This is a genomic window from Streptococcus sp. FSL K6-1323, assembly GCF_038630745.1.
GTDB lineage: Bacteria > Bacillota > Bacilli > Lactobacillales > Streptococcaceae > Streptococcus > Streptococcus salivarius_D.
In genome coordinates this window covers 1,763,559-1,782,308 of the sequence record NZ_CP152039.1, presented here as the reverse complement: position 1 = coordinate 1,782,308, position 18,750 = coordinate 1,763,559, and the positions used below count along the sequence as shown (strand labels likewise).

The window sequence follows — 18,750 nt, the reverse complement described above, 5'->3', positions numbered from 1 at the left end:
TGAAGAAACACGCTATCAGAAAGTTGATAGCGTGTTTTTATCTTTTCTAAACCAGACTTAGTTGTTTTTCTTGAGTTTATAAATATCATTTTTCTGGTAGTAGGTGATATCAGTATTTTTAAGCAGTTTTTGATATTTTGGATTATTTAAATCTTTAAGAGTAAAAATTTTGTCTTTCTTTAGATTTTTCTTCTCTGAGATGAAATTAGGGCCATAAGATGACATTCTATATAGTTCAACCCCTTTATCATATTTGTCTTCTGGATCGTTAGGGTCTTTTGCGGAAAAATTGACATCATAGGTGGCTTTGTATTTACCATTGATAAGAACTTCAACTTCAAAACGATTAGACGAGTCAGGAGATTCAAAATAATATTTATTTTGATAAACATCGGTAAATCTAATACTCTCAACATTTTCATAGTTTTCAATAATATCAAGGGCGATCACCTGTTCAACATGTTTGGCATGATCTAAAATCTGCTCGTTCCAGTAAACGTGTTTAAAGCCGTCTCTGTTGATAGAGACCCTACGACCGTACACAGTTGGGTTATGTCGACAGCCATAAATAGTCAATGTTGGAAGGACTAGCAGGATTGCCATTATGCTGTGTAGTATAATTTTGTTTATTTTGATTTTCTTGCTCAGATTAAGGGATGACCAAATCCACATAACCCAAAATGGTGGGATGATTAGAGATAGGTAGTAGTAATAATTGTCTAAGGCAAACATAGAACCAAAGAGATACACAGCTAGAATTGGAGATAATAATAAGCAAAATATTTCTAGTGCAATCCAAACCGCTTTATGTCCTTTGCCTTTTGAAAAACTTTTACATAGAGCAAAGATATTTAATGTGTAAATAATGCTCGGAATCAGAAAAAGGGATAAAGGAAACAAGCAACAGATGATTATAGCTAGAACAGCAGAACATATCCAAATCTGATGCTTTTTCATCTCAAGTGAAGGTAAAATCAGAAAGTAGGCATTGAAAAGCATTCCTACAAGGGTTACAAAAACAAGTACTCCAACAAACTCCATAATAATCTCCCAATCATTTTATTTGTTTTATTCTAACACAAAACGCTTTCAGAATTGCTTTCACACTGTAATTTGGATATAATAAAGGAGCTGTGCCTGCGAGATTATCGCAAGCCTCGACAACAAATATAGCCCTAAAAAGAGAGAAATTTTCTGAAAGAAGTGCTACAACTATCTTACTTTTCGATCTGGTAAAAACCGATGACTGTCAGTTCCTATTGAGCATGGAAGTTTTACAATTCCTAAGGAAGCTATTGAAGTCCGATACCGCTAATGAAAAGTATCAAAAAGTTTATTTTTAAAGAAGAAAGAAAACTATGAGTATCCAAGACGAAATCAAAAAACGCCGTACTTTTGCCATCATCTCTCACCCCGATGCTGGTAAAACAACAATCACTGAACAATTGCTTTACTTTGGGGGTGAAATCCGTGAAGCTGGTACCGTAAAAGGGAAGAAAACTGGAAACTTTGCTAAATCAGACTGGATGGATATCGAGAAACAACGTGGTATCTCAGTAACCTCATCTGTGATGCAGTTTGACTATGCCGGCAAACGTGTCAATATCCTTGATACCCCAGGGCATGAGGACTTCTCAGAGGATACCTACCGTACCCTTATGGCGGTTGACGCTGCTGTCATGGTTGTTGACTCAGCCAAAGGTATCGAGGCCCAAACCAAAAAACTTTTCGAAGTTGTCAAACACCGTGGTATTCCTGTCTTCACCTTCATGAACAAATTGGACCGTGATGGACGTGAGCCACTTGACCTCTTGGAAGAGTTGGAAGAAGTGCTTGGTATTGCCAGCTACCCAATGAACTGGCCTATCGGTATGGGGAAAGCCTTCGAAGGACTTTATGACCTTTATAACGAACGCTTGGAGCTTTACAAGGGTGACGAGCGCTTTGCCAAGATTGAAGATGGTGATACCCTTTTTGCCAACAATCCATTCTATGAGCAGGCTAAAGAAGATATCGAACTCTTGACAGAAGCGGGTAATGAATTCTCTGAAGAAGCTATTTTAGCTGGTGAATTGACACCGGTCTTCTTCGGTTCTGCCCTTACAAACTTTGGAGTTCAAACCTTCCTCGATACCTTCCTCAAATTTGCGCCAGAACCACATGGCCACAAGACAGTTGATGGTGACGAGATTGATCCTCTTAACAAGGACTTCTCTGGCTTTGTTTTCAAAATCCAAGCCAACATGGACCCACGTCACCGTGACCGTATTGCCTTTGTTCGTATCGTGTCTGGTGAATTCGAGCGTGGTATGAGTGTTAACTTAACCCGTACTGGTAAAGGAGCTAAGCTCTCTAACGTTACTCAGTTTATGGCTGAGTCTCGTGAAAATGTCGAAAATGCCGTGGCAGGAGACATTATTGGGGTTTACGATACAGGAACTTATCAGGTTGGTGATACCCTTACTGTAGGTAAAAACAAATTTGAATTTGAACCACTACCAACCTTTACGCCAGAGTTGTTCATGAAGGTTTCTGCTAAAAACGTCATGAAACAGAAGTCCTTCCACAAAGGAATTGAACAATTGGTGCAAGAAGGAGCCATCCAGCTCTATACTAACTACCAAACAGGCGAATACATGCTTGGTGCCGTTGGTCAACTTCAGTTTGAAGTCTTCAAGCACCGTATGGAAAATGAATACAATGCCGAAGTTGTTATGACACCAATGGGTAAAAAGACTGTGCGTTGGATCCAACCTGAGGACCTTGATGAACGCATGTCATCAAGCCGAAATATCTTGGCTAAAGACCGCTTTGACCAACCAGTCTTCCTCTTTGAAAATGATTTTGCCCTCCGTTGGTTTGCAGATAAATATCCAGATGTAACATTGGAAGAGAAGATGTAATGTACTAAGATTGCTTGGCTATATCATAGCCTAAGCAATCTACGCCACGTCCTATAGGACCGTGACTAAGTCCTTTACTAACTCGAAAACGGAAAATTATCGTTTCCGTTTTCTCATGTCGTAATACTATGTATAGTTTATGTAAATCGTTCATCTTTTGACGCTAGCCCCTATCTTGTGGCTAGCTAGCCGTCTCACTAACTACGTCACGTCTCTAAAACAACACAAAAAAATATAGGACTATCTAATCAGATAGCCCTATATTTTTTATAAACCTAATAGTTATCAAGTATACCTATGATTAATTACTTTAGATAATTACGATTATGATAAATCAAGCCAGCTTCTAAAAGTATGCAAATTGTTGATAGCCAGAAACTTGTTGTAATTCCAAATTTTTCAGTAATAGAACTCATCAGAAAGACGAAAACTGAAAAAGCAAGGGTTGAAATGACTTCAAATACAGAATAAACATGTACTAACTGGTTTTCATCGACAGTTTCCTGAAGAAAGACACTTTCAGGTACTTCTTTTAACTGAGAAAAGAAGCCGATTAAACTTGAGAAAATTAAAAATGTTTGTGTATTTGAGAAAAAGAGGATACTGGCTGTGATGGTCGCCATTGCTAAGAGTGAAAAGAGAATACTTTTCCACTTATGCGCTAAAAACTTTTCGGATAGTTTGTAGACAATTATTCCACCTAAAATGATACCAAGGGAATAGGCTGTATTTGAGTAGCCCCAGTAACTTTCAGTTTGTTTTAACACCTCGGTTACAAAAACAAGGATTACAGACGATACCCAGATTGTATTGGAGAAGTCCTCTAATAAATTTGCTTGAACAAATAACTTTAATTTAGGATTTTTTGCAACTAACTTCCATCCTTTTACTAGAGTATCAATATTTGTCTCCGCTTCTAACTGCTCTATTTTAGCCTGAGGAAGAAAGAGCATCACAAAAGTGGAGAGGAGATAAAGGAGTAAGACTATCAACAGTGTGGGAAAAAGACCAAGCGAAGTATATAAGAGACCGCCTAGTCCCCAACCAATCAATTGTACTCCCTCACCACTCATTGATAAGGCAGCATTTGCCTTTCCCAAATTTGTGGCATATCTAGGAATCATGGCATAAGATACGGGCGACGCAAAGCCATCTAAGATAGAAATAGCGACAACAAAGATATACATTCCTAAGGCTGGAACAAATTGAGCCTTAATGAGCATTACAAGGAGTATTGCTAATAAAAAAGTCTTTCCACATTGAGTGAATGAAAGCACTCTATTTAAGGCTAGTTTTTTAGTTACTAATGGCACCAGAAGGCTTGCCACGAAAGCTGACAATCCGATTAAAATCGGAACCATTGAGGTTGCAATAACGGATTTTGTAATGACGTAAATATTTGCAATGAGAGATACCCTAAGAAAAATGTCAGCTAAGTTAGCAAATAACTGAGAGATAAGTAATTTCAGAAAGGATTTAGACATATCGTTTCTCCTTATTGGTTACCAAATCTGGAAATGAAATTGGATTCACACATATTTTTAAATAATTTTACAAGAATAATAAGCTTATTTAATAAATTCCCATATATGCTTGCTAACTATTTATATCTATCAATTTTTTCAAATGCGCTTCATAAGTCTTTGCAATATTCTTGCTCCCTACCAATTTTATGGCATCAATACATCTCTTCATTTCGATAATAGACTGATTGCTTCCTTCTTTTTTATATTGATAATAATTTTGTGCATATTGAAAAACCAATCGTTCATAGATTTCAGTCTCGATAAAAAAGCATTGGTTTAATTGTTTTTCAAAATACGGTGCATCAATGAGTTCTTCTCTTTCTATGCATGTAATATAAACATTTAATAACATGGTTGATATCATGCGTCGATTATTAGGAATCTCTTTGTAAAAATCAGACCTTCTAGACATCTCCTTTGCCAAAACCATAAGAGTCTCATGGTTCAACACATCTAAGGTATTTGCAAAAATCAATAATTCATAATAACCCCAGTACTCAACACTAAATAGATAATCGGTTAAATCGGTTAGGTCTTGCTGTGTATAATAGCTTTCTCCCGATAAATCCTGCAAGCGAATTTTTAATAAAATAGTATTAATGTGATGAAACTTCTCTCGTTTAGGTTCTGATTCTAATTGAGAATTAAGTAACTTCTTTAATCCATCGATATCATGAGTTGATACAAAAAGTCGAATTTTTGACAATAGCTCATTCAGATCATCACGATGAAAATCATGGACAGCATACATGAATTCGTCAATAGGCATGTTAATCTCGTCCAATATCAACATAAACTTTGTAATGGTTAAGTCTGTCTGACCTTTTTCAAAACGAGACAGTTGAGATGTCGAGATACCAGCTTTTGCGACATCTTTTAATCGTATCCCTCTTGATTCGCGAAATTTTTTAAAAATTTCTCCAAATTTTTGCATGGGAAACCTCCAGTTTGCATATATGGGAACATATATTTTTTTGTATCTTAACATAAAAAACAGTAAAACAAAAGTGAGGTTATTACTGTGAATAGGCAATAATTGCTATTTTTTATATAAACAAGAAAAACCATAGGACTGTCACTTAAGACTGTCCTATGGTTTCTTTTATTTTTCTGTATTTAGTAACCTGCCTAGGAATCGTTGTAGGGCGAAGAAAACGATGAGGCTGGCCAATGTTTCTCCAAGGAAGGATGAGCTATTGACAATAAATGAATAGAGATAAGGGCTTTGTCCTTTAGGGGCATAGCTTCCCCAAAAGATGACACCGGCTATAAAGTGAATGAGGTAACGAGCGAAGCTACCAAGAAGAATCCCCTCAGTAATCACCATCAGAGACTTGACTTTATTGCCTTGTTTAATGGCTTTATCAAGGGCTGGTTTGACCACACCACTGATACCAATCAGACTAAAGGCGACAAAGTACTCCAGAAACCCTTGTGTCAAGGTCAGCCAACCACCGGCTGCCTGTCCTGTCACCACTTGAAGTAGCCCCCAGATAAGACCGCCCATAGCACCAGCTTTAACCCCCCAGCGAAAACTGAGGAGAAAGATAGGTACCATCTTAAAGGAAAGGGAAATCCAAGGGCCTAGTGACATGGGCTGGGTAACTAGGTCCAGGATATAAGCAATGGTTGCAAAAAGGGCAACCTCAATCATTGGTCGAATATTTGTTTTCGACATAAAAAAACCTCCTATACCAATCGTCTTGATTGGCTGTTTTTTGCCACATCAAAACGACGTCATAGAAGTTCCTCTATTTCAATCTATTTTGAGACACATCCCTACGCAGGTCCTAACCTGATCAGGTGGTAAGAGTTTAGGCATGTCTTGAAGAAATAATCAAGCTAGCCATTCTCAGCAATTGCTCCTCTTGTGACTCCTTAATTGTACTACTAGAAACCCATTTCTGCAAGTGTCTGAAATCCTAAAATTGTGGTATAGTTAAAGCAAGGATTATCTTTACAATAAAAAAGGAGAAACAACTATGGGACTTTTTTCAGGACTGCTTGGTAACGCATCTAAAAAAGATAATGATAAAGTTGAGCGCCAATTGGAGGGCATCTTAATTCCAGGTGAACAGGTGGAGTTAGCCTATGTCCTTATTCGTGACTTGATTGTCTTTACAGAGAAGCGCTTGATTTTAGTCGATAAGCAAGGTGTTACAGGGAAGAAGACTTCCTACAAGTCTATCCCTTATCACTCGATTTCTCGTTTTACTGTAGAAAGTTCAGGGCACTTTGACCTAGATGCTGAACTTAAGATTTGGATTTCATCAGCATTGGAGCCCGCAGAGGTCCTTCAATTTAAGAGTGATAATAATGTCTTTGAAATTCAACAAGCTTTGGCAGCAGCAGTGCTAAAGTAATGAGGAAGAAAAATGTTTATTGAAAAAGAACTGGGTTATAAGCGTCACTGGATTAATATTGACTCAGATATTATTTCTGAGCAATCCTACCTTTATACCAAGTATGATATTGACCAGGAAACCATAGAGTATGCCTTGGATAAAAATGAACGAGCTCACATGGACTACAACCGTGAGAATGGAACAATCACCTTTATCTATAATGTCCTAGCTCTTGAGAAGGACAAGGAATACTATGAAACCATTCCTCTGACCTTTATTGTACAAGATACGCGTTTGGTGACCATTAGTAACGAGGATAATGCTTATGTGATCAGCAAAATGCAAGACTATGTGGATAACCATGAGGATTTGTCCATTTATAAATTGCTCTTTGCAGGACTTGAGATGATTTCAAATGCCTACTATCCCGTCATTGAACGTTTGGATCAGCAAAAAGATGAGGTTAGTCGACGTCTAAGGCAGACTACGACAAGTAAGAATCTTTACGACCTTTCAGATTTGGAAACAGGCATGGTCTATTTGGTAGCTGCCGCTACACAAAACCGTCTCCTTTTGGAGCACATCAAGGGGCACGCCATTTATCGTCGTCTCAACGAGGTTGAAAAAGAACAGTTTGATGATGCCATGATTGAAGCCAGACAGTTAGTAGCCATGACGGACCTCATTTCTAAGGTCTTACAGCAACTGTCAGGTTCTTATAATAATATCCTAAACAATAACCTGAACAACAACTTGAGTAATTTGACCATTATTGAGGTACTCTTGGGAGTGCTCGCCGTCATTACCGGTTTCTTTGGGATGAATGTTCCTTTACCGTTTATGACGGTTAGTCCAGCCTGGATTTTCATCATTATCGGTAGTGTGATTCTTTGTTTGGTCTTGGCCCGCTACCTGCGTTGGTTGGTCCATAGATAATAATTAGTGAGTGAAACCGTCTTCTCAAATTGAAGGCGGTTTTAAAACGTTATTTCCTGTCTTTTTATTTCTAAATATGATAGACTAGATGAGTTGTTAAAATAAACGACTATTAAATACAGGTAGTTAATCTACTACACAACCAAGTCTCATAAGGTGGCTTCGCACCGCCTTCAAATAGAAAGAAGAATACTTTGAAATTTACAGATTTAAACCTATCAGAAGACATCCAATCAGCTGTTGTAGCTGCCGGTTTTGAAAAACCATCACCTATCCAAGAGTTGACAATTCCACTCGCTCTTGAAGGTAAGGATGTTATCGGTCAGGCCCAAACTGGTACTGGTAAAACAGCTGCCTTTGGTTTGCCTACCCTAGATAAAATTCGTACAGAAGAAAATACAATCCAAGCCCTTGTTATTGCCCCAACACGTGAGTTGGCAGTGCAATCTCAAGAAGAGCTTTTCCGTTTTGGTCGTGACAAAGGCGTTAAAGTTCGCTCAGTCTACGGTGGTTCTAGCATTGAAAAACAAATCAAGGCCCTTCGTTCAGGTGCCCACATCGTTGTAGGGACACCAGGTCGTCTCCTTGACCTTATCAAACGTAAGGCTCTTAAACTCAATAACATCGAGACTTTGATTTTGGATGAAGCTGATGAAATGCTTAACATGGGCTTCCTTGAAGACATTGAAGCTATCATTAGCCGAGTACCAGAAGAACGTCAAACTCTCCTTTTCTCAGCAACTATGCCTGATGCCATCAAACGTATTGGTGTGCAGTTCATGAAAGACCCTGAGCATGTGAAAATCAAGGCTAAAGAATTGACCAATGTTAACGTTGACCAATACTTTATCCGAGTGAAGGAACAAGAGAAGTTTGATACCATGACTCGCCTTATGGATGTTGACCAACCAGAATTGTCAATTGTCTTTGGTCGTACCAAACGTCGTGTGGACGAGTTGACACGTGGCTTGAAACTTCGTGGTTTCCGTGCAGAGGGTATCCACGGTGACCTTGACCAAAACAAACGTCTTCGTGTTATCCGTGACTTCAAGAACGACCAAATCGATATCTTGGTTGCGACAGACGTTGCAGCGCGTGGTCTTGACATTTCAGGTGTCACTCACGTCTACAACTACGATATTCCACAAGATCCAGAAAGCTACGTTCACCGTATTGGACGTACAGGACGTGCAGGCCAATCAGGTCAATCTATTACTTTCGTAGCACCAAACGAAATGGGTTACTTGGGAATCATCGAAAACTTGACCAAGAAACGCATGAAAGGTCTTAAGCCACCAACAGCTCAAGAAGCCTTCCAAGCTAAGAAGAAAGTTGCCCTTAAGAAGATCGAACGCGACTTTGCGGATGAAGCTATCCGTTCTAACTTTGACAAGTTCAAGGGTGATGCGGTAAAATTGGCTCAAGAATTCACTCCTGAAGAATTGGCACTTTACATCTTGAGCTTGACCGTTCAAGACCCAGAGACAATGCCAGAAGTGGAAATTGCCCGTGAAAAACCATTGCCATTCAAACCATCAGGTGGTGGCTTTGGTGGTAAAGGCGGCAAAGGTGGCCGTGGCAACCGTGGTCGCGATAACAACCGTCGTGGTGGATACCGTGGCGACCGTAACCGCGATGACCGAGATGGTGGCCGTCGTGACTTCAAACGCAAGTCTAAGAAGAATAGCCGTGACTTCGAAAACCGTGGCAATAAACGCCCACACCGTACCTCAAGCGAAAAGAAAAACGGCTTTGTTATCCGTAACAAGGGTGATAAATAAACAATGAAAACGCTCTATGAAAATAGAGCGTTTTCCAATATCAAAGAACACACGGTTATTTTTCCGTGTGTTCTTTGATATAAGCCAGTTTTTTCTCTCGACTTTTTTTCTTAAAGAGTGCTTCGGCGCTCATGGCTTCAGGCTTGCTGTCAAAGAATTCTGAATAGAGGAGTTTAACTGGTAGGCGGGCTCTGGTATACTTGGCGCCTTTGCCTGCGTTATGGGTTTTGAGGCGGCGTTCGACGTCTGTGGTATAGCCTGTATAGAGGGTGCCATCGGCACACTCAACCACATACATGTAGGCCTTGTTATCCTTTTCTGTCATCGTCTAGGACTCACCCTCAGTCTTTTTTCCAAAGTAAATCTCAAAGATTTCGTCGGTATAGTCGCCATTTTTCTTATGCACAAAGAGAGGCGGAAGGATTTTCAAGCCATCTGTCGAGCCGTCTTTAATAGCTTCAATCAGGAGCATATTTGCCTCACGTCCCATCTTAGGATAGATGAACTGGATGCGTTTAGGTGCTAGATTATATTGGCGCATGGTGTCGATGATATCCAAAAATCGGTCAGGGCGATGCACCATGGCAATGCGTCCATTAGATTTGAGGGCATGACGTGCGACCTGGCAAATTTCCTCTAGATTGGTCGTGATTTCGTGACGGGCCAAGAGGTAGTGCTCGGACAGATTCTTCTTGGACGTTTCTGTCGCCTTAAAGTAGGGAGGGTTACAGAGAATAAGGTCTACCTGAGATCGTGGGGCATGGTCAAGCAAATTTTTTAGGTCGTCATTGACAACGGTCACCTGGTCCTCTAGCTGGTTGAGAGTGACGGAACGCTTGGCCATGTCAGCCAGACGTTCTTGTAGCTCAACCAAGGTAATTGGTGCCTCAGTACGTGTACTAGCAAAGAGGCCAACGGCACCATTTCCCGAACAGAGGTCGACGATTAACCCCTTCTTGGGAATTTTTGGAAATCGAGAGAGGAGGACACTGTCGATAGAATAGCTGAAGACCTCCTTATTTTGAATGATTTTTACATCTGTGGAGAAGAGTTGGTCAATGCGTTCTCCATCTTTTAAAATTGGATTTGTCATAGCTTTTATTGTAACAAAAAACAGCTCCCAAAGGAACTGTTGTGAGTGATTACTCTAGGACACCAAAGGTGTAGCCTTGGTCTTTGAAGTATTCGATGATTTGTGGAAGGGTCTGAACTGTGAGCTCCTTACCAGCAGTGTCGTGCATAAGCACAACCTTAACATGACTCTCAGGGAAATATTTTTGTGAACCATCCAAGTAGGCCATCATGCTTTCAGATGTCGTTGGGCGAACAGAGGCTGGTTCTGCATCACCACAAAGCATGTTCCAATCAATCCACTGGACACCTTCCTTGGCAAGAGCTTGGTCAGTACTTTCTAGACCTTGCCATGACATATGACCACCAGGATAACGGAAAATTCTTGTCTTGAAGTCTTTACCTAGGATGGCTTGGAAATTAGCCATGGTTTGGTTAACCTCAGAAACAATCTGACTTTGATTAGGAACACGTCCTGGATAAAGGAGATTAAAGTTATGGCTGAGGCTATGGTTGGCAATCGCGTGTCCTTCTGTAATTTGGCGTTTGAGGATGTCCGCATTTTCTTGTGTAATGGTGTAACCAATGTGGAAGAATGTAGCATGAACACCATATTCTTTCAAAATATCCATGACTTGTGGTGTCAATGTAGGATCAATCCCATCGTCAAATGTTAAAAAGACTACCTTGTCGTCGATATCCTGAGATTCGCCTCGAATAGTGTTATTAACAGCAGTAACATCGTAAGCATAGTCAGAAGCTGCAATGCTGTGGTTACTACCTTTCTTGAGTTGTGTTTTATCTTCTTCCTTAGCTTTTTCTGAAGCTGAACTTGTGCTATTAGCGACTTGTTCAGTCTTTTCAACCTTGGCTACTTGTTCAGATTTCGTGTTATGGCGTTGGAATAGGACAAAGCCTAGGATAGCCAAAACAGCCAAGTTTGCAATAATGAGGCAAATATTAAGTGCCTTTCGATTTTCCCCTGTAATCTTAATACTTTTTATCATAGCTACATTATAGCTCAAACTATTAGAAAGTGCCACACCATTTTCAAGACTTTTGCAAAGAAATTCGATGAAAAAAGAGCTCCTTTTTTGGTATAATAGTAAAAAACTTGTAGAAAAAGAGGTAAAAACGTGTTTTACGCTTATTTACGTGGGCTTGTTGTCTTCCTTCTTTGGATTATCAATGGCAATGCCCATTACCACAATCGCAATAAATTATTGGACAAGGATGAAAACTATATCTTGGTTGCTCCGCACCGAACTTGGTGGGACCCTGTTTATATGGCCTTTTCAGCCCGTCCTAAGCAGTTTATTTTCATGGCTAAGAAAGAACTCTTTAAGAGCCGTATCTTTGGTTGGTGGATCCGCATGTGTGGCGCCTTTCCAATTGACCGTGAAAATCCTGGTCAAGAAGCTATCAAGTACCCTGTTAACATGCTTAAGAAGAGTAATCGTAGTTTGATTATGTTTCCAAGTGGTAGCCGTCATTCTTCTGATGTTAAGGGTGGGGTTGCGGTTATCGCTAAAATGGCCAAGGTTAAGATTATGCCAGTTGTCTATCAAGGCCCTCGTGAGCTCAAGGGTCTCTTAACGGGTGAACGTGTGGATATGAACTATGGTAATCCTATTGATATTTCAGATTTGAAGCGTTTGAATGACGAAAATATTCAAGAGGTTGCTCGTCGTATCCAGTCTGAATTTGATCGTCTTGATGAAGAAGCTTTGAGCTATCAAACAGGCAAAAAACCAAACCCATTGACTTATATTTACCGTGTACCTCTCGGTCTTGTGGCTATCATTGCAGTGCTTTTGACCATGGCTTTCTCATATGTAGCTAGCTTTGTTTGGAACCCTGAAAAACACCGTGCCAAAGAAACGCAGAAATAAGCTAATAACTCTATCAGATATAGATCTGATGGAGTTTTTTACTTTTTGATATATTTTTCAAATTTTTTACGAATAAGAAAGAAAATATATCAATTAAGGAGAATAGCGTGAAGGAAAAGATTCTAGCCTATGTCAAAGATAATTGTCTGTTTGTGAGTGTTATTGCTGTACTGATGGTGATTTTTTGCTTCTTCCTATGGATGACTTACTGTGCCGGCAACAGCATGGAGGCGGAGACGTCTTATACAGATGTGACAGCTTTGTCAACCTCCTCCTCCTCCAAACAAAGCTCACAGTCTCTTTCTGAGGCGTCTTCCCAGTCAAAGACTGAAGGAAGTGAAAAGGATGAGTCAAAAGTAACGGTAGATGTTAAGGGGGCTGTGGCTAATCCGGGTGTTTATACCTTAAAAGCAAGCGCTAGGGTGACTGATGCCATCAAAGCCGCTGGGGGAATGACTGAGGATGCGGATGCTAAGAGTGTTAACTTAGCTGCAAGCTTGTCAGACGAAGAGGTTGTCTATGTGGCAACTAAGGATGAAAACCTCTCTGTTCTTGGTCAATCAGGAACTGGTCAGGTCTCTGATAAAGGAGGGCAAACTAGTGCTAAGGATGGCAAAATTAACTTAAATACAGCGACCTCAGAGGAGTTGCAAACCATTTCTGGGATTGGAGCTAAGCGTGCTGAGGATATCATTGCCTATCGTGAAAGTCATGGTGGCTTTCAATCCATAGATGACTTGAAAAATGTCTCAGGAATTGGTGAAAAAACTTTAGATAAAATCAGAGAGTCCCTCTATGTGGCTTAAAAAGGCTCCAATCAATCTTTTTTCCTTGGCTCTGTTAATAGCTGCTCTTTATTTTACGGTTTTTGTCACTAATGTTTATGCTATTGGGACTTTTGTCTTTCTTATGGTCTGTTTTTTGAAACATCATTGGAAGAATAAGGCTGCCCTAAAGTTGGTGGGAATTGTAGGTAGTTTCTTTTTGGTCTACTTTTTATTCTTACACCACAAAGCTACCATACAAGATAAACAAGCTCCTGCTGAAATCAATCAGGTGACTCTGGTTGCTGATACGTTATCGGTTAATGGTGAGCAATTATCAGCTATCGGAAAGGCAAAGGGACAAACTTATCAGGTCTTTTACCGACTCAAATCTGAGAAGGAGCAGCATTTTTTTAAGACTACTAGCCAAACGCTGGTATTAAAGGGGAAAATAAAGTTATCCCCAGCAACTGGTCAACGTAATTTTCAAGGGTTCAATTATCAGTCTTATCTAGCCAGCCAAGGTATTTATCGAATGGCTCAGATTGAGCGCTTGGATTATGTGGTGTCTCAAAAATCTCTATCTCCCTTAGCTTTTTTCCATCAATTGAGGAGAAGGGCTTTGGTTCATATCCAGACACATTTTCCTAGTCCTATGAGACACTATATGACAGGCCTACTCTTTGGGTATTTGGATAAGGAGTTCGATGAGCAGAGTCAGCTTTACACAAGCCTAGGTATTATTCATCTATTCGCACTTTCGGGGATGCAAGTGGGCTTTTTTCTGGGATGGTTTCGCTATGGACTCCTACGCTTGGGCCTTCCTAAAGATTATCTATTTATTATCTTGCTACCTTTTTCCTTATGCTATGGCTTAATGACAGGTTGGACAGCTTCAGTCCTACGTTCCCTGATTCAAAGTTTGTTGGCGGAGTTTGGTATTAAAAAACTGGATAATATGGGAATAACCTTACTTCTATTGTTTCTCTTTTTACCTCATTTTCTTTTAACAGTGGGAGGTGTTTTAAGTTGTTCCTATGCTTTTTTGTTGTGTTTGTTTGATTTTGAGGAGATGTCATCTCTTAAAAAGTCAATCTGTATGAGCTTGGTATTGAGTCTTGGGATTTTGCCTTTTCTAACTTACTATTATGGGACCTTTCAACCGGTGAGTTTAATTCTGACGGCGATATTTTCCATAGTCTTTGATAACTTTCTCTTGCCTGTCTTGACGGTCTTCTTTGCCCTTTCAGGACTGGTAATCTTTTCTCAAATCAACCCACTTTTTGAATGGATGGAGACCTTTTTGACTTGGATACAATCTTGGATAGGCCAGCCATTAATTTTAGGGAAACCTAGTTTGTTACAGTTTAGCTTGATGATAGCTGTATTGGTTATGCTCTTTGATTTTTGGAAAAAGCCTCAGTTTAGGATTTGCCTTTTGATGATTTTTGGTCTTTTGATGGTCTGGGTCAAACATCCTTTAACCAATGAGGTGACTATGGTTGACGTTGGTCAGGGAGATAGTATTTTTCTGAGGAGTATGAAAGGCGATACCATCCTAATTGATGTGGGTGGCAAGGTGACTTTCGGTTCAAAGGAAAAATGGCAGGAGGGGAGCCAGACGAGCAATGCAGAGAAAACCTTGATTCCCTATCTACAGGCTAGAGGAGTGTCTCAAATTGATCACCTGGTCCTGACGCATACGGACACAGACCATATTGGTGATTTGGAAGAAGTGGCCAAGAGGTTTAAGATTAAGGAAATCTGTGTCAGTCAGGGGGCTTTGACTAAACCTAGTTTTGTTAAAAGACTTCGGACCTTAAAACGACCAGTTCACACTCTAAAGGCTGGCGACAAATTACCCATGATGGGAAGTAAGCTACAGGTTCTTTATCCCAATAAAATTGGTGATGGTGGTAACAACGATTCGATAGTTCTTTACGGAAAACTATTAGGAAGCAGTTTTTTGTTTACTGGTGATTTGGAAAAAGAAGGAGAGGAGGAGCTGATGGCCAGCTATCCAACTTTAAGGGCAAGCGTCCTCAAAGCTGGACACCACGGTTCAAAAGGCTCATCGTCTGAAGCTTTTTTGGATCAGTTGCAGCCCTCCCTTGCACTTGTTTCAGCTGGTGAGAACAATCGTTATAAACATCCAAATGATGAAACATTAGAACGTTTTAAGCAACGTCACATTAAGGTTTTACGAACAGATAAAGACGGAGCCATACGTTTTAAGGGTTGGTTTAAATGGTCAAGTGAAACTGTCCGATAATTGTTAGAGTTCTTAATTTGTCATGCACCTCAATCTATGGTAGAATGTAAAGGCTAATATTCCAGTATAAGAAAGATTGAACAGTATGCGTAAAATTATCATCAATGGTGGTAAGAAACTTCAGGGAGAAGTTACAGTATCAGGGGCTAAAAATTCAGTTGTTGCATTGATTCCAGCTATTATTTTATCTGATGGAGTGGTTACTCTTGACGGGGTACCAGCAATCAGCGACGTCGATAACCTCATTGAAATTATAGAGGTAATGGGTGGTTCTGTTAAGCGTGATGGCGAAACACTTGAAATTGATCCACGAGGCGTTAAGGATATGCCAATGCCATTTGGTAAGATTAACAGCCTTCGTGCTTCTTACTATTTCTACGGTAGCTTGCTTGGACGTTACGGACAGGCAACAGTAGGTTTGCCAGGTGGCTGTGATTTGGGACCACGTCCTATTGACCTTCACCTTAAGGCGTTTGAAGCGATGGGTGCTAGCATTTCCTATGAAGCGGAGTCTATGCGTATTGCGACTGATGCTGGTCAATGCATTAAGGGTGCTCATATTTACATGGATACGGTCAGTGTTGGAGCGACTATCAATACCATGTTGGCAGCAGCTAAGGCTGAGGGTCGTACGGTTATTGAAAATGCGGCGCGTGAACCTGAGATTATTGATGTAGCAACTCTTCTTAACAATATGGGCGCACGTGTACGTGGCGCTGGTACAGAGGTTATCACGATTGACGGTGTAGAGAGCTTACATGGCACTCGTCACCAAGTTATTCCAGACCGTATTGAAGCGGGTTCTTACATTGCTATGGCCGCGGCTATCGGTAAGGGAGTTAAGGTTAAAAATGTTCTTTATGAACACCTTGAAAGTTTTATTGCTAAACTTGAAGCAATGGGTGTTCGTATGACAGTTGAAGAAGATGCCATCTTTGTGGAAGAGCAAGGTGATCTAAAACCTGTTGACATTAAGACGTCGCCTTATCCAGGTTTTGCAACAGATTTACAACAACCGATGACACCGTTGTTATTGAAAGCAAGTGGTCGAGGAAAAATCATAGATACAATTTATGAAAAACGTGTGAACCACGTTCCTGAATTGGCTCGTATGGGAGCTGATATTCAAGTACTCGGTGGACAGATTGTTTATAACGGTCCAACGCAACTCTCAGGTGTACCAGTAAAAGCTAGTGATTTACGTGCGGGTGCGGCGCTTGTTACGGCAGGTCTTATGGCAGAAGGTCAAACTGAAATTACCAATATTGAGTTTATCCTTCGCGGGTATTCAAATATCATTGAGAAACTTTCTGACCTTGGTGCAGATATTCGTTTGATTGAAGATTAAGTCTAAGGTTCAACCCCTAGTGGTTGAGCCTTTTTCCATTTCTAAAACTGTGTTATAATACTATCATGGATATTTGGACTAGTCTGGGTGCTTTTGCCTTTTTTGAGTCGGAGCGCCTTTCTTTTAGACCACTCATCTTTTTGGATCGTTTTGATTTACACGAAATTGTATCAAATCCTCAGAATCTACAATTTTTCTTTCCTGCCACTCAAACACAGCATGAAACGGATTGCCTTTTGGTCCATTATTTCATGAAGGAGCCTCTAGGTGTATGGGCCATTGTAGATAAAGAGTTAGATAAGATGATTGGCGTCGTTCGTTTTGAGAAGATTGATGTCCAGAAACGGACTGCAGAGCTTGGCTATTTTCTGAATGCCTCTTACTGGGGTAGAGGTCTAATGACTGAGGCGGTTACCTGTCTGTCAGATTTGGCTTTGACAGCTATGGGAATGGATCGTATTATCCTTATTGCACATTTGGAAAATAAGGCATCGATTCGTGTAGCGGAAAAATCTGGCTTTAAACTTGTGTCTCGCTTTAAGGGAGCAGACCGATACACTCGTACCATGCGTGATTATCTCCGCTTTGAGAAGGAGGAGAACTGTGAGTAAACATCAAGAAATTCTAGATTATCTTGAGGCCTTGCCTATCGGTAAGCGTGTTAGTGTGCGTAGTATTTCGAATCACTTACAGGTTTCTGATGGAACTGCCTATCGAGCAATTAAAGAAGCTGAAAATCGAGGGTTGGTTGAGACACGTCCTCGGAGTGGGACGGTTCGAATTGAAAAGAAAGTCCAAGTTCGCCTTGACAGGCTGACCTTTGCGGAGATTGCAGAGATTACAGAGTCTGAGGTTATCTCTGGTCATGAAGGTCTGGAACGTGTCTTCAGTAAGTTCTATATTGGAGCCATGACTATTGAGAATATCACCCGTTATCTAACCAAGGGAGACCTTCTTATTGTTGGGGACCGTGAGGATATTCAATTGCTTGCCCTGGAACACAATAATGCTATTCTAGTGACGGGGGGCTTTCAGGTTTCCGATAGGGTAAAAGAGCTTTCTCGTTTGAAGCAATTTCCGGTCATGGTAACAACATACGATACTTTTACCGTGGCAACTATGATTAACCAGGCGCTTTCGAATGTCCGCATCAAAACAGACATCAAGACTGTAGCTCAAGTCTATACCAGACGAGAAGACTACAACTACATGACTCCAGAAATGACGGTCAGGGATTTTCAGAATTTGGTTAAACGGACCAACTTGGTACGTTTTCCAATCTTATCTGAGTCTGAAAAAGTGATTGGGATTGTGACCATGCGGGATGTGTCTAATCAGCAACCGACGACCATGCTTAAGGCAATCATGACCAAGCCGACGGTGACACGACTTGAGACTAGTCTGGCAACTGTTGCCCAAAAGATGATTTTTGAAGACTTTGATATCATTCCTGTTGTGGACGAAGAAAAACACTATCTAGGTGTCATAACCCGTCGTCAGGTTTTGGAAGAACTTCAGGACAATAATCGTGGCAACTTGCATACCTTTAGCGATCAAATGATAGCTAACCTAAACCAGGACAAGCATGCTTTCAGCTTTGAGGTAGAGCCCACTATGATTGACAATTCTGGGAACCTCACTCAGGGTGTTCTTGCAGAGATGGTTAAAGAGGTTGTCTATCGTATCATGGAAAAGCAGGAGCAAAATGGTCTTGTGATTGAAGAGATGATGTTTTACTTTCTTCAGGCGGCTCAGATTGATGACAAGGTGACGATTACACCAAGTATTATCGCTGAGACCAGACGTAGAGCTCATCTGGACCTTATGGTTACACACGGAAATCATACCGTCTGCAAATCAGTCGTTGTGGTTAAGAAAACTTAGTAACTAAAAAAATAAAGATATAAAGAAA

The 18,750-nt window shown here is 40.5% G+C and carries 17 protein-coding genes and 1 riboswitch; of the genes, 10 read left to right on the top strand and 7 right to left on the bottom strand.

Annotated features, from left to right (window positions below; translation table 11 throughout):
• Window positions 1-57: 57 nt before the first annotated feature.
• Window positions 58-1,041 carry a hypothetical protein gene (locus tag NST80_RS08240; RefSeq protein WP_118172082.1) on the bottom strand — a complete coding sequence of 328 codons (984 nt, stop codon included), beginning with the start codon at window positions 1,039-1,041 and terminating at the stop codon, window positions 58-60.
• Between the two features lie 317 nt (window positions 1,042-1,358).
• Between NST80_RS08240 and NST80_RS08235 the strand changes: the two genes are divergently transcribed.
• Entirely contained in the window at window positions 1,359-2,903 is a 1,545-nt protein-coding gene (locus NST80_RS08235) for a peptide chain release factor 3 (RefSeq protein WP_002884210.1), read from the top strand.
• Between the two features lie 305 nt (window positions 2,904-3,208).
• Here the strand turns inward: NST80_RS08235 and NST80_RS08230 are convergent, their stop codons facing one another.
• From NST80_RS08230 to thiT, 3 genes are all read right to left on the bottom strand, one after another.
• Entirely contained in the window at window positions 3,209-4,387 is a 1,179-nt protein-coding gene (locus tag NST80_RS08230) for a ryptide export MFS transporter (protein WP_048673836.1), read from the bottom strand.
• 112 nt (window positions 4,388-4,499) lie between these two features.
• The gene (locus tag NST80_RS08225; protein WP_118172084.1) at window positions 4,500-5,363 is read right to left on the bottom strand and encodes an Rgg/GadR/MutR family transcriptional regulator; all 864 of its coding nucleotides are present in this window, start codon (window positions 5,361-5,363) and stop codon (window positions 4,500-4,502) included.
• A gap of 168 nt (window positions 5,364-5,531) precedes the next feature.
• The gene (thiT, locus tag NST80_RS08220) at window positions 5,532-6,107 is read right to left on the bottom strand and encodes an energy-coupled thiamine transporter ThiT (RefSeq protein ID WP_004183193.1); all 576 of its coding nucleotides are present in this window, start codon (window positions 6,105-6,107) and stop codon (window positions 5,532-5,534) included.
• A gap of 81 nt (window positions 6,108-6,188) precedes the next feature.
• A riboswitch (TPP riboswitch) is annotated at window positions 6,189-6,308 on the bottom strand.
• Window positions 6,309-6,411: 103 nt separating this feature from the next.
• Here thiT and NST80_RS08215 point away from each other — a divergent pair.
• The 3 genes from NST80_RS08215 to NST80_RS08205 all read left to right on the top strand — a co-directional run bounded on the left by NST80_RS08215 (window position 6,412) and on the right by NST80_RS08205 (window position 9,491).
• A complete protein-coding gene (locus tag NST80_RS08215; RefSeq protein ID WP_004183191.1) occupies window positions 6,412-6,792 on the top strand; it encodes a PH domain-containing protein in 381 nt (126 codons plus the stop codon).
• A gap of 12 nt (window positions 6,793-6,804) precedes the next feature.
• Window positions 6,805-7,710: a magnesium transporter CorA family protein gene (locus NST80_RS08210; protein ID WP_073686637.1), complete on the top strand. Its 906-nt coding sequence runs from the start codon at window positions 6,805-6,807 to the stop codon at window positions 7,708-7,710.
• A 194-nt stretch (window positions 7,711-7,904) separates the two neighbouring features.
• Window positions 7,905-9,491, top strand: coding sequence for a DEAD/DEAH box helicase (locus tag NST80_RS08205; RefSeq protein ID WP_004183188.1), 1,587 nt, complete (start codon window positions 7,905-7,907; stop codon window positions 9,489-9,491).
• Between the two features lie 55 nt (window positions 9,492-9,546).
• Here NST80_RS08205 and NST80_RS08200 read toward each other — a convergent pair whose 3' ends face one another.
• Genes NST80_RS08200 through NST80_RS08190 form a run of 3 tightly spaced genes read right to left on the bottom strand, consistent with a single transcriptional unit; the run spans window position 9,547 to window position 11,569 of the window.
• On the bottom strand, window positions 9,547-9,816 hold the full coding sequence (locus tag NST80_RS08200; RefSeq protein ID WP_013991038.1) for a GIY-YIG nuclease family protein: 270 nt from the start codon (window positions 9,814-9,816) through the stop codon (window positions 9,547-9,549).
• 3 nt (window positions 9,817-9,819) lie between these two features.
• Window positions 9,820-10,584 (bottom strand): tRNA1(Val) (adenine(37)-N6)-methyltransferase, encoded by a 765-nt coding sequence (locus NST80_RS08195; protein WP_013991037.1) that lies wholly within the window; start codon window positions 10,582-10,584, stop codon window positions 9,820-9,822.
• Between the two features lie 49 nt (window positions 10,585-10,633).
• Window positions 10,634-11,569 carry a polysaccharide deacetylase family protein gene (locus tag NST80_RS08190; protein WP_045768797.1) on the bottom strand — a complete coding sequence of 312 codons (936 nt, stop codon included), beginning with the start codon at window positions 11,567-11,569 and terminating at the stop codon, window positions 10,634-10,636.
• A 129-nt stretch (window positions 11,570-11,698) separates the two neighbouring features.
• On the opposite strand from NST80_RS08190, the gene NST80_RS08185 reads away from it, so the two are divergent.
• The 6 genes from NST80_RS08185 (at window position 11,699) to spxR (ending at window position 18,722) form a co-directional block, all read left to right on the top strand.
• Window positions 11,699-12,454 carry a 1-acyl-sn-glycerol-3-phosphate acyltransferase gene (locus NST80_RS08185; protein WP_045768783.1) on the top strand — a complete coding sequence of 252 codons (756 nt, stop codon included), beginning with the start codon at window positions 11,699-11,701 and terminating at the stop codon, window positions 12,452-12,454.
• Between the two features lie 107 nt (window positions 12,455-12,561).
• Window positions 12,562-13,260, top strand: coding sequence for a helix-hairpin-helix domain-containing protein (locus NST80_RS08180; protein WP_013991034.1), 699 nt, complete (start codon window positions 12,562-12,564; stop codon window positions 13,258-13,260).
• Window positions 13,250-15,490: a DNA internalization-related competence protein ComEC/Rec2 gene (locus tag NST80_RS08175; protein ID WP_183138266.1), complete on the top strand. Its 2,241-nt coding sequence runs from the start codon at window positions 13,250-13,252 to the stop codon at window positions 15,488-15,490. The genes NST80_RS08180 and NST80_RS08175 overlap by 11 nt, the downstream gene beginning before the upstream one ends.
• An 85-nt stretch (window positions 15,491-15,575) precedes the next feature.
• Window positions 15,576-16,838 carry a UDP-N-acetylglucosamine 1-carboxyvinyltransferase gene (locus tag NST80_RS08170; protein WP_013991032.1) on the top strand — a complete coding sequence of 421 codons (1,263 nt, stop codon included), beginning with the start codon at window positions 15,576-15,578 and terminating at the stop codon, window positions 16,836-16,838.
• A gap of 65 nt (window positions 16,839-16,903) precedes the next feature.
• Window positions 16,904-17,449: a GNAT family N-acetyltransferase gene (locus NST80_RS08165; protein ID WP_013991031.1), complete on the top strand. Its 546-nt coding sequence runs from the start codon at window positions 16,904-16,906 to the stop codon at window positions 17,447-17,449.
• A complete protein-coding gene (gene spxR / locus NST80_RS08160) occupies window positions 17,442-18,722 on the top strand; it encodes a CBS-HotDog domain-containing transcription factor SpxR (protein WP_002884454.1) in 1,281 nt (426 codons plus the stop codon). The genes NST80_RS08165 and spxR overlap by 8 nt, the downstream gene beginning before the upstream one ends.
• The last annotated feature ends 28 nt before the right edge of the window (window positions 18,723-18,750 follow it).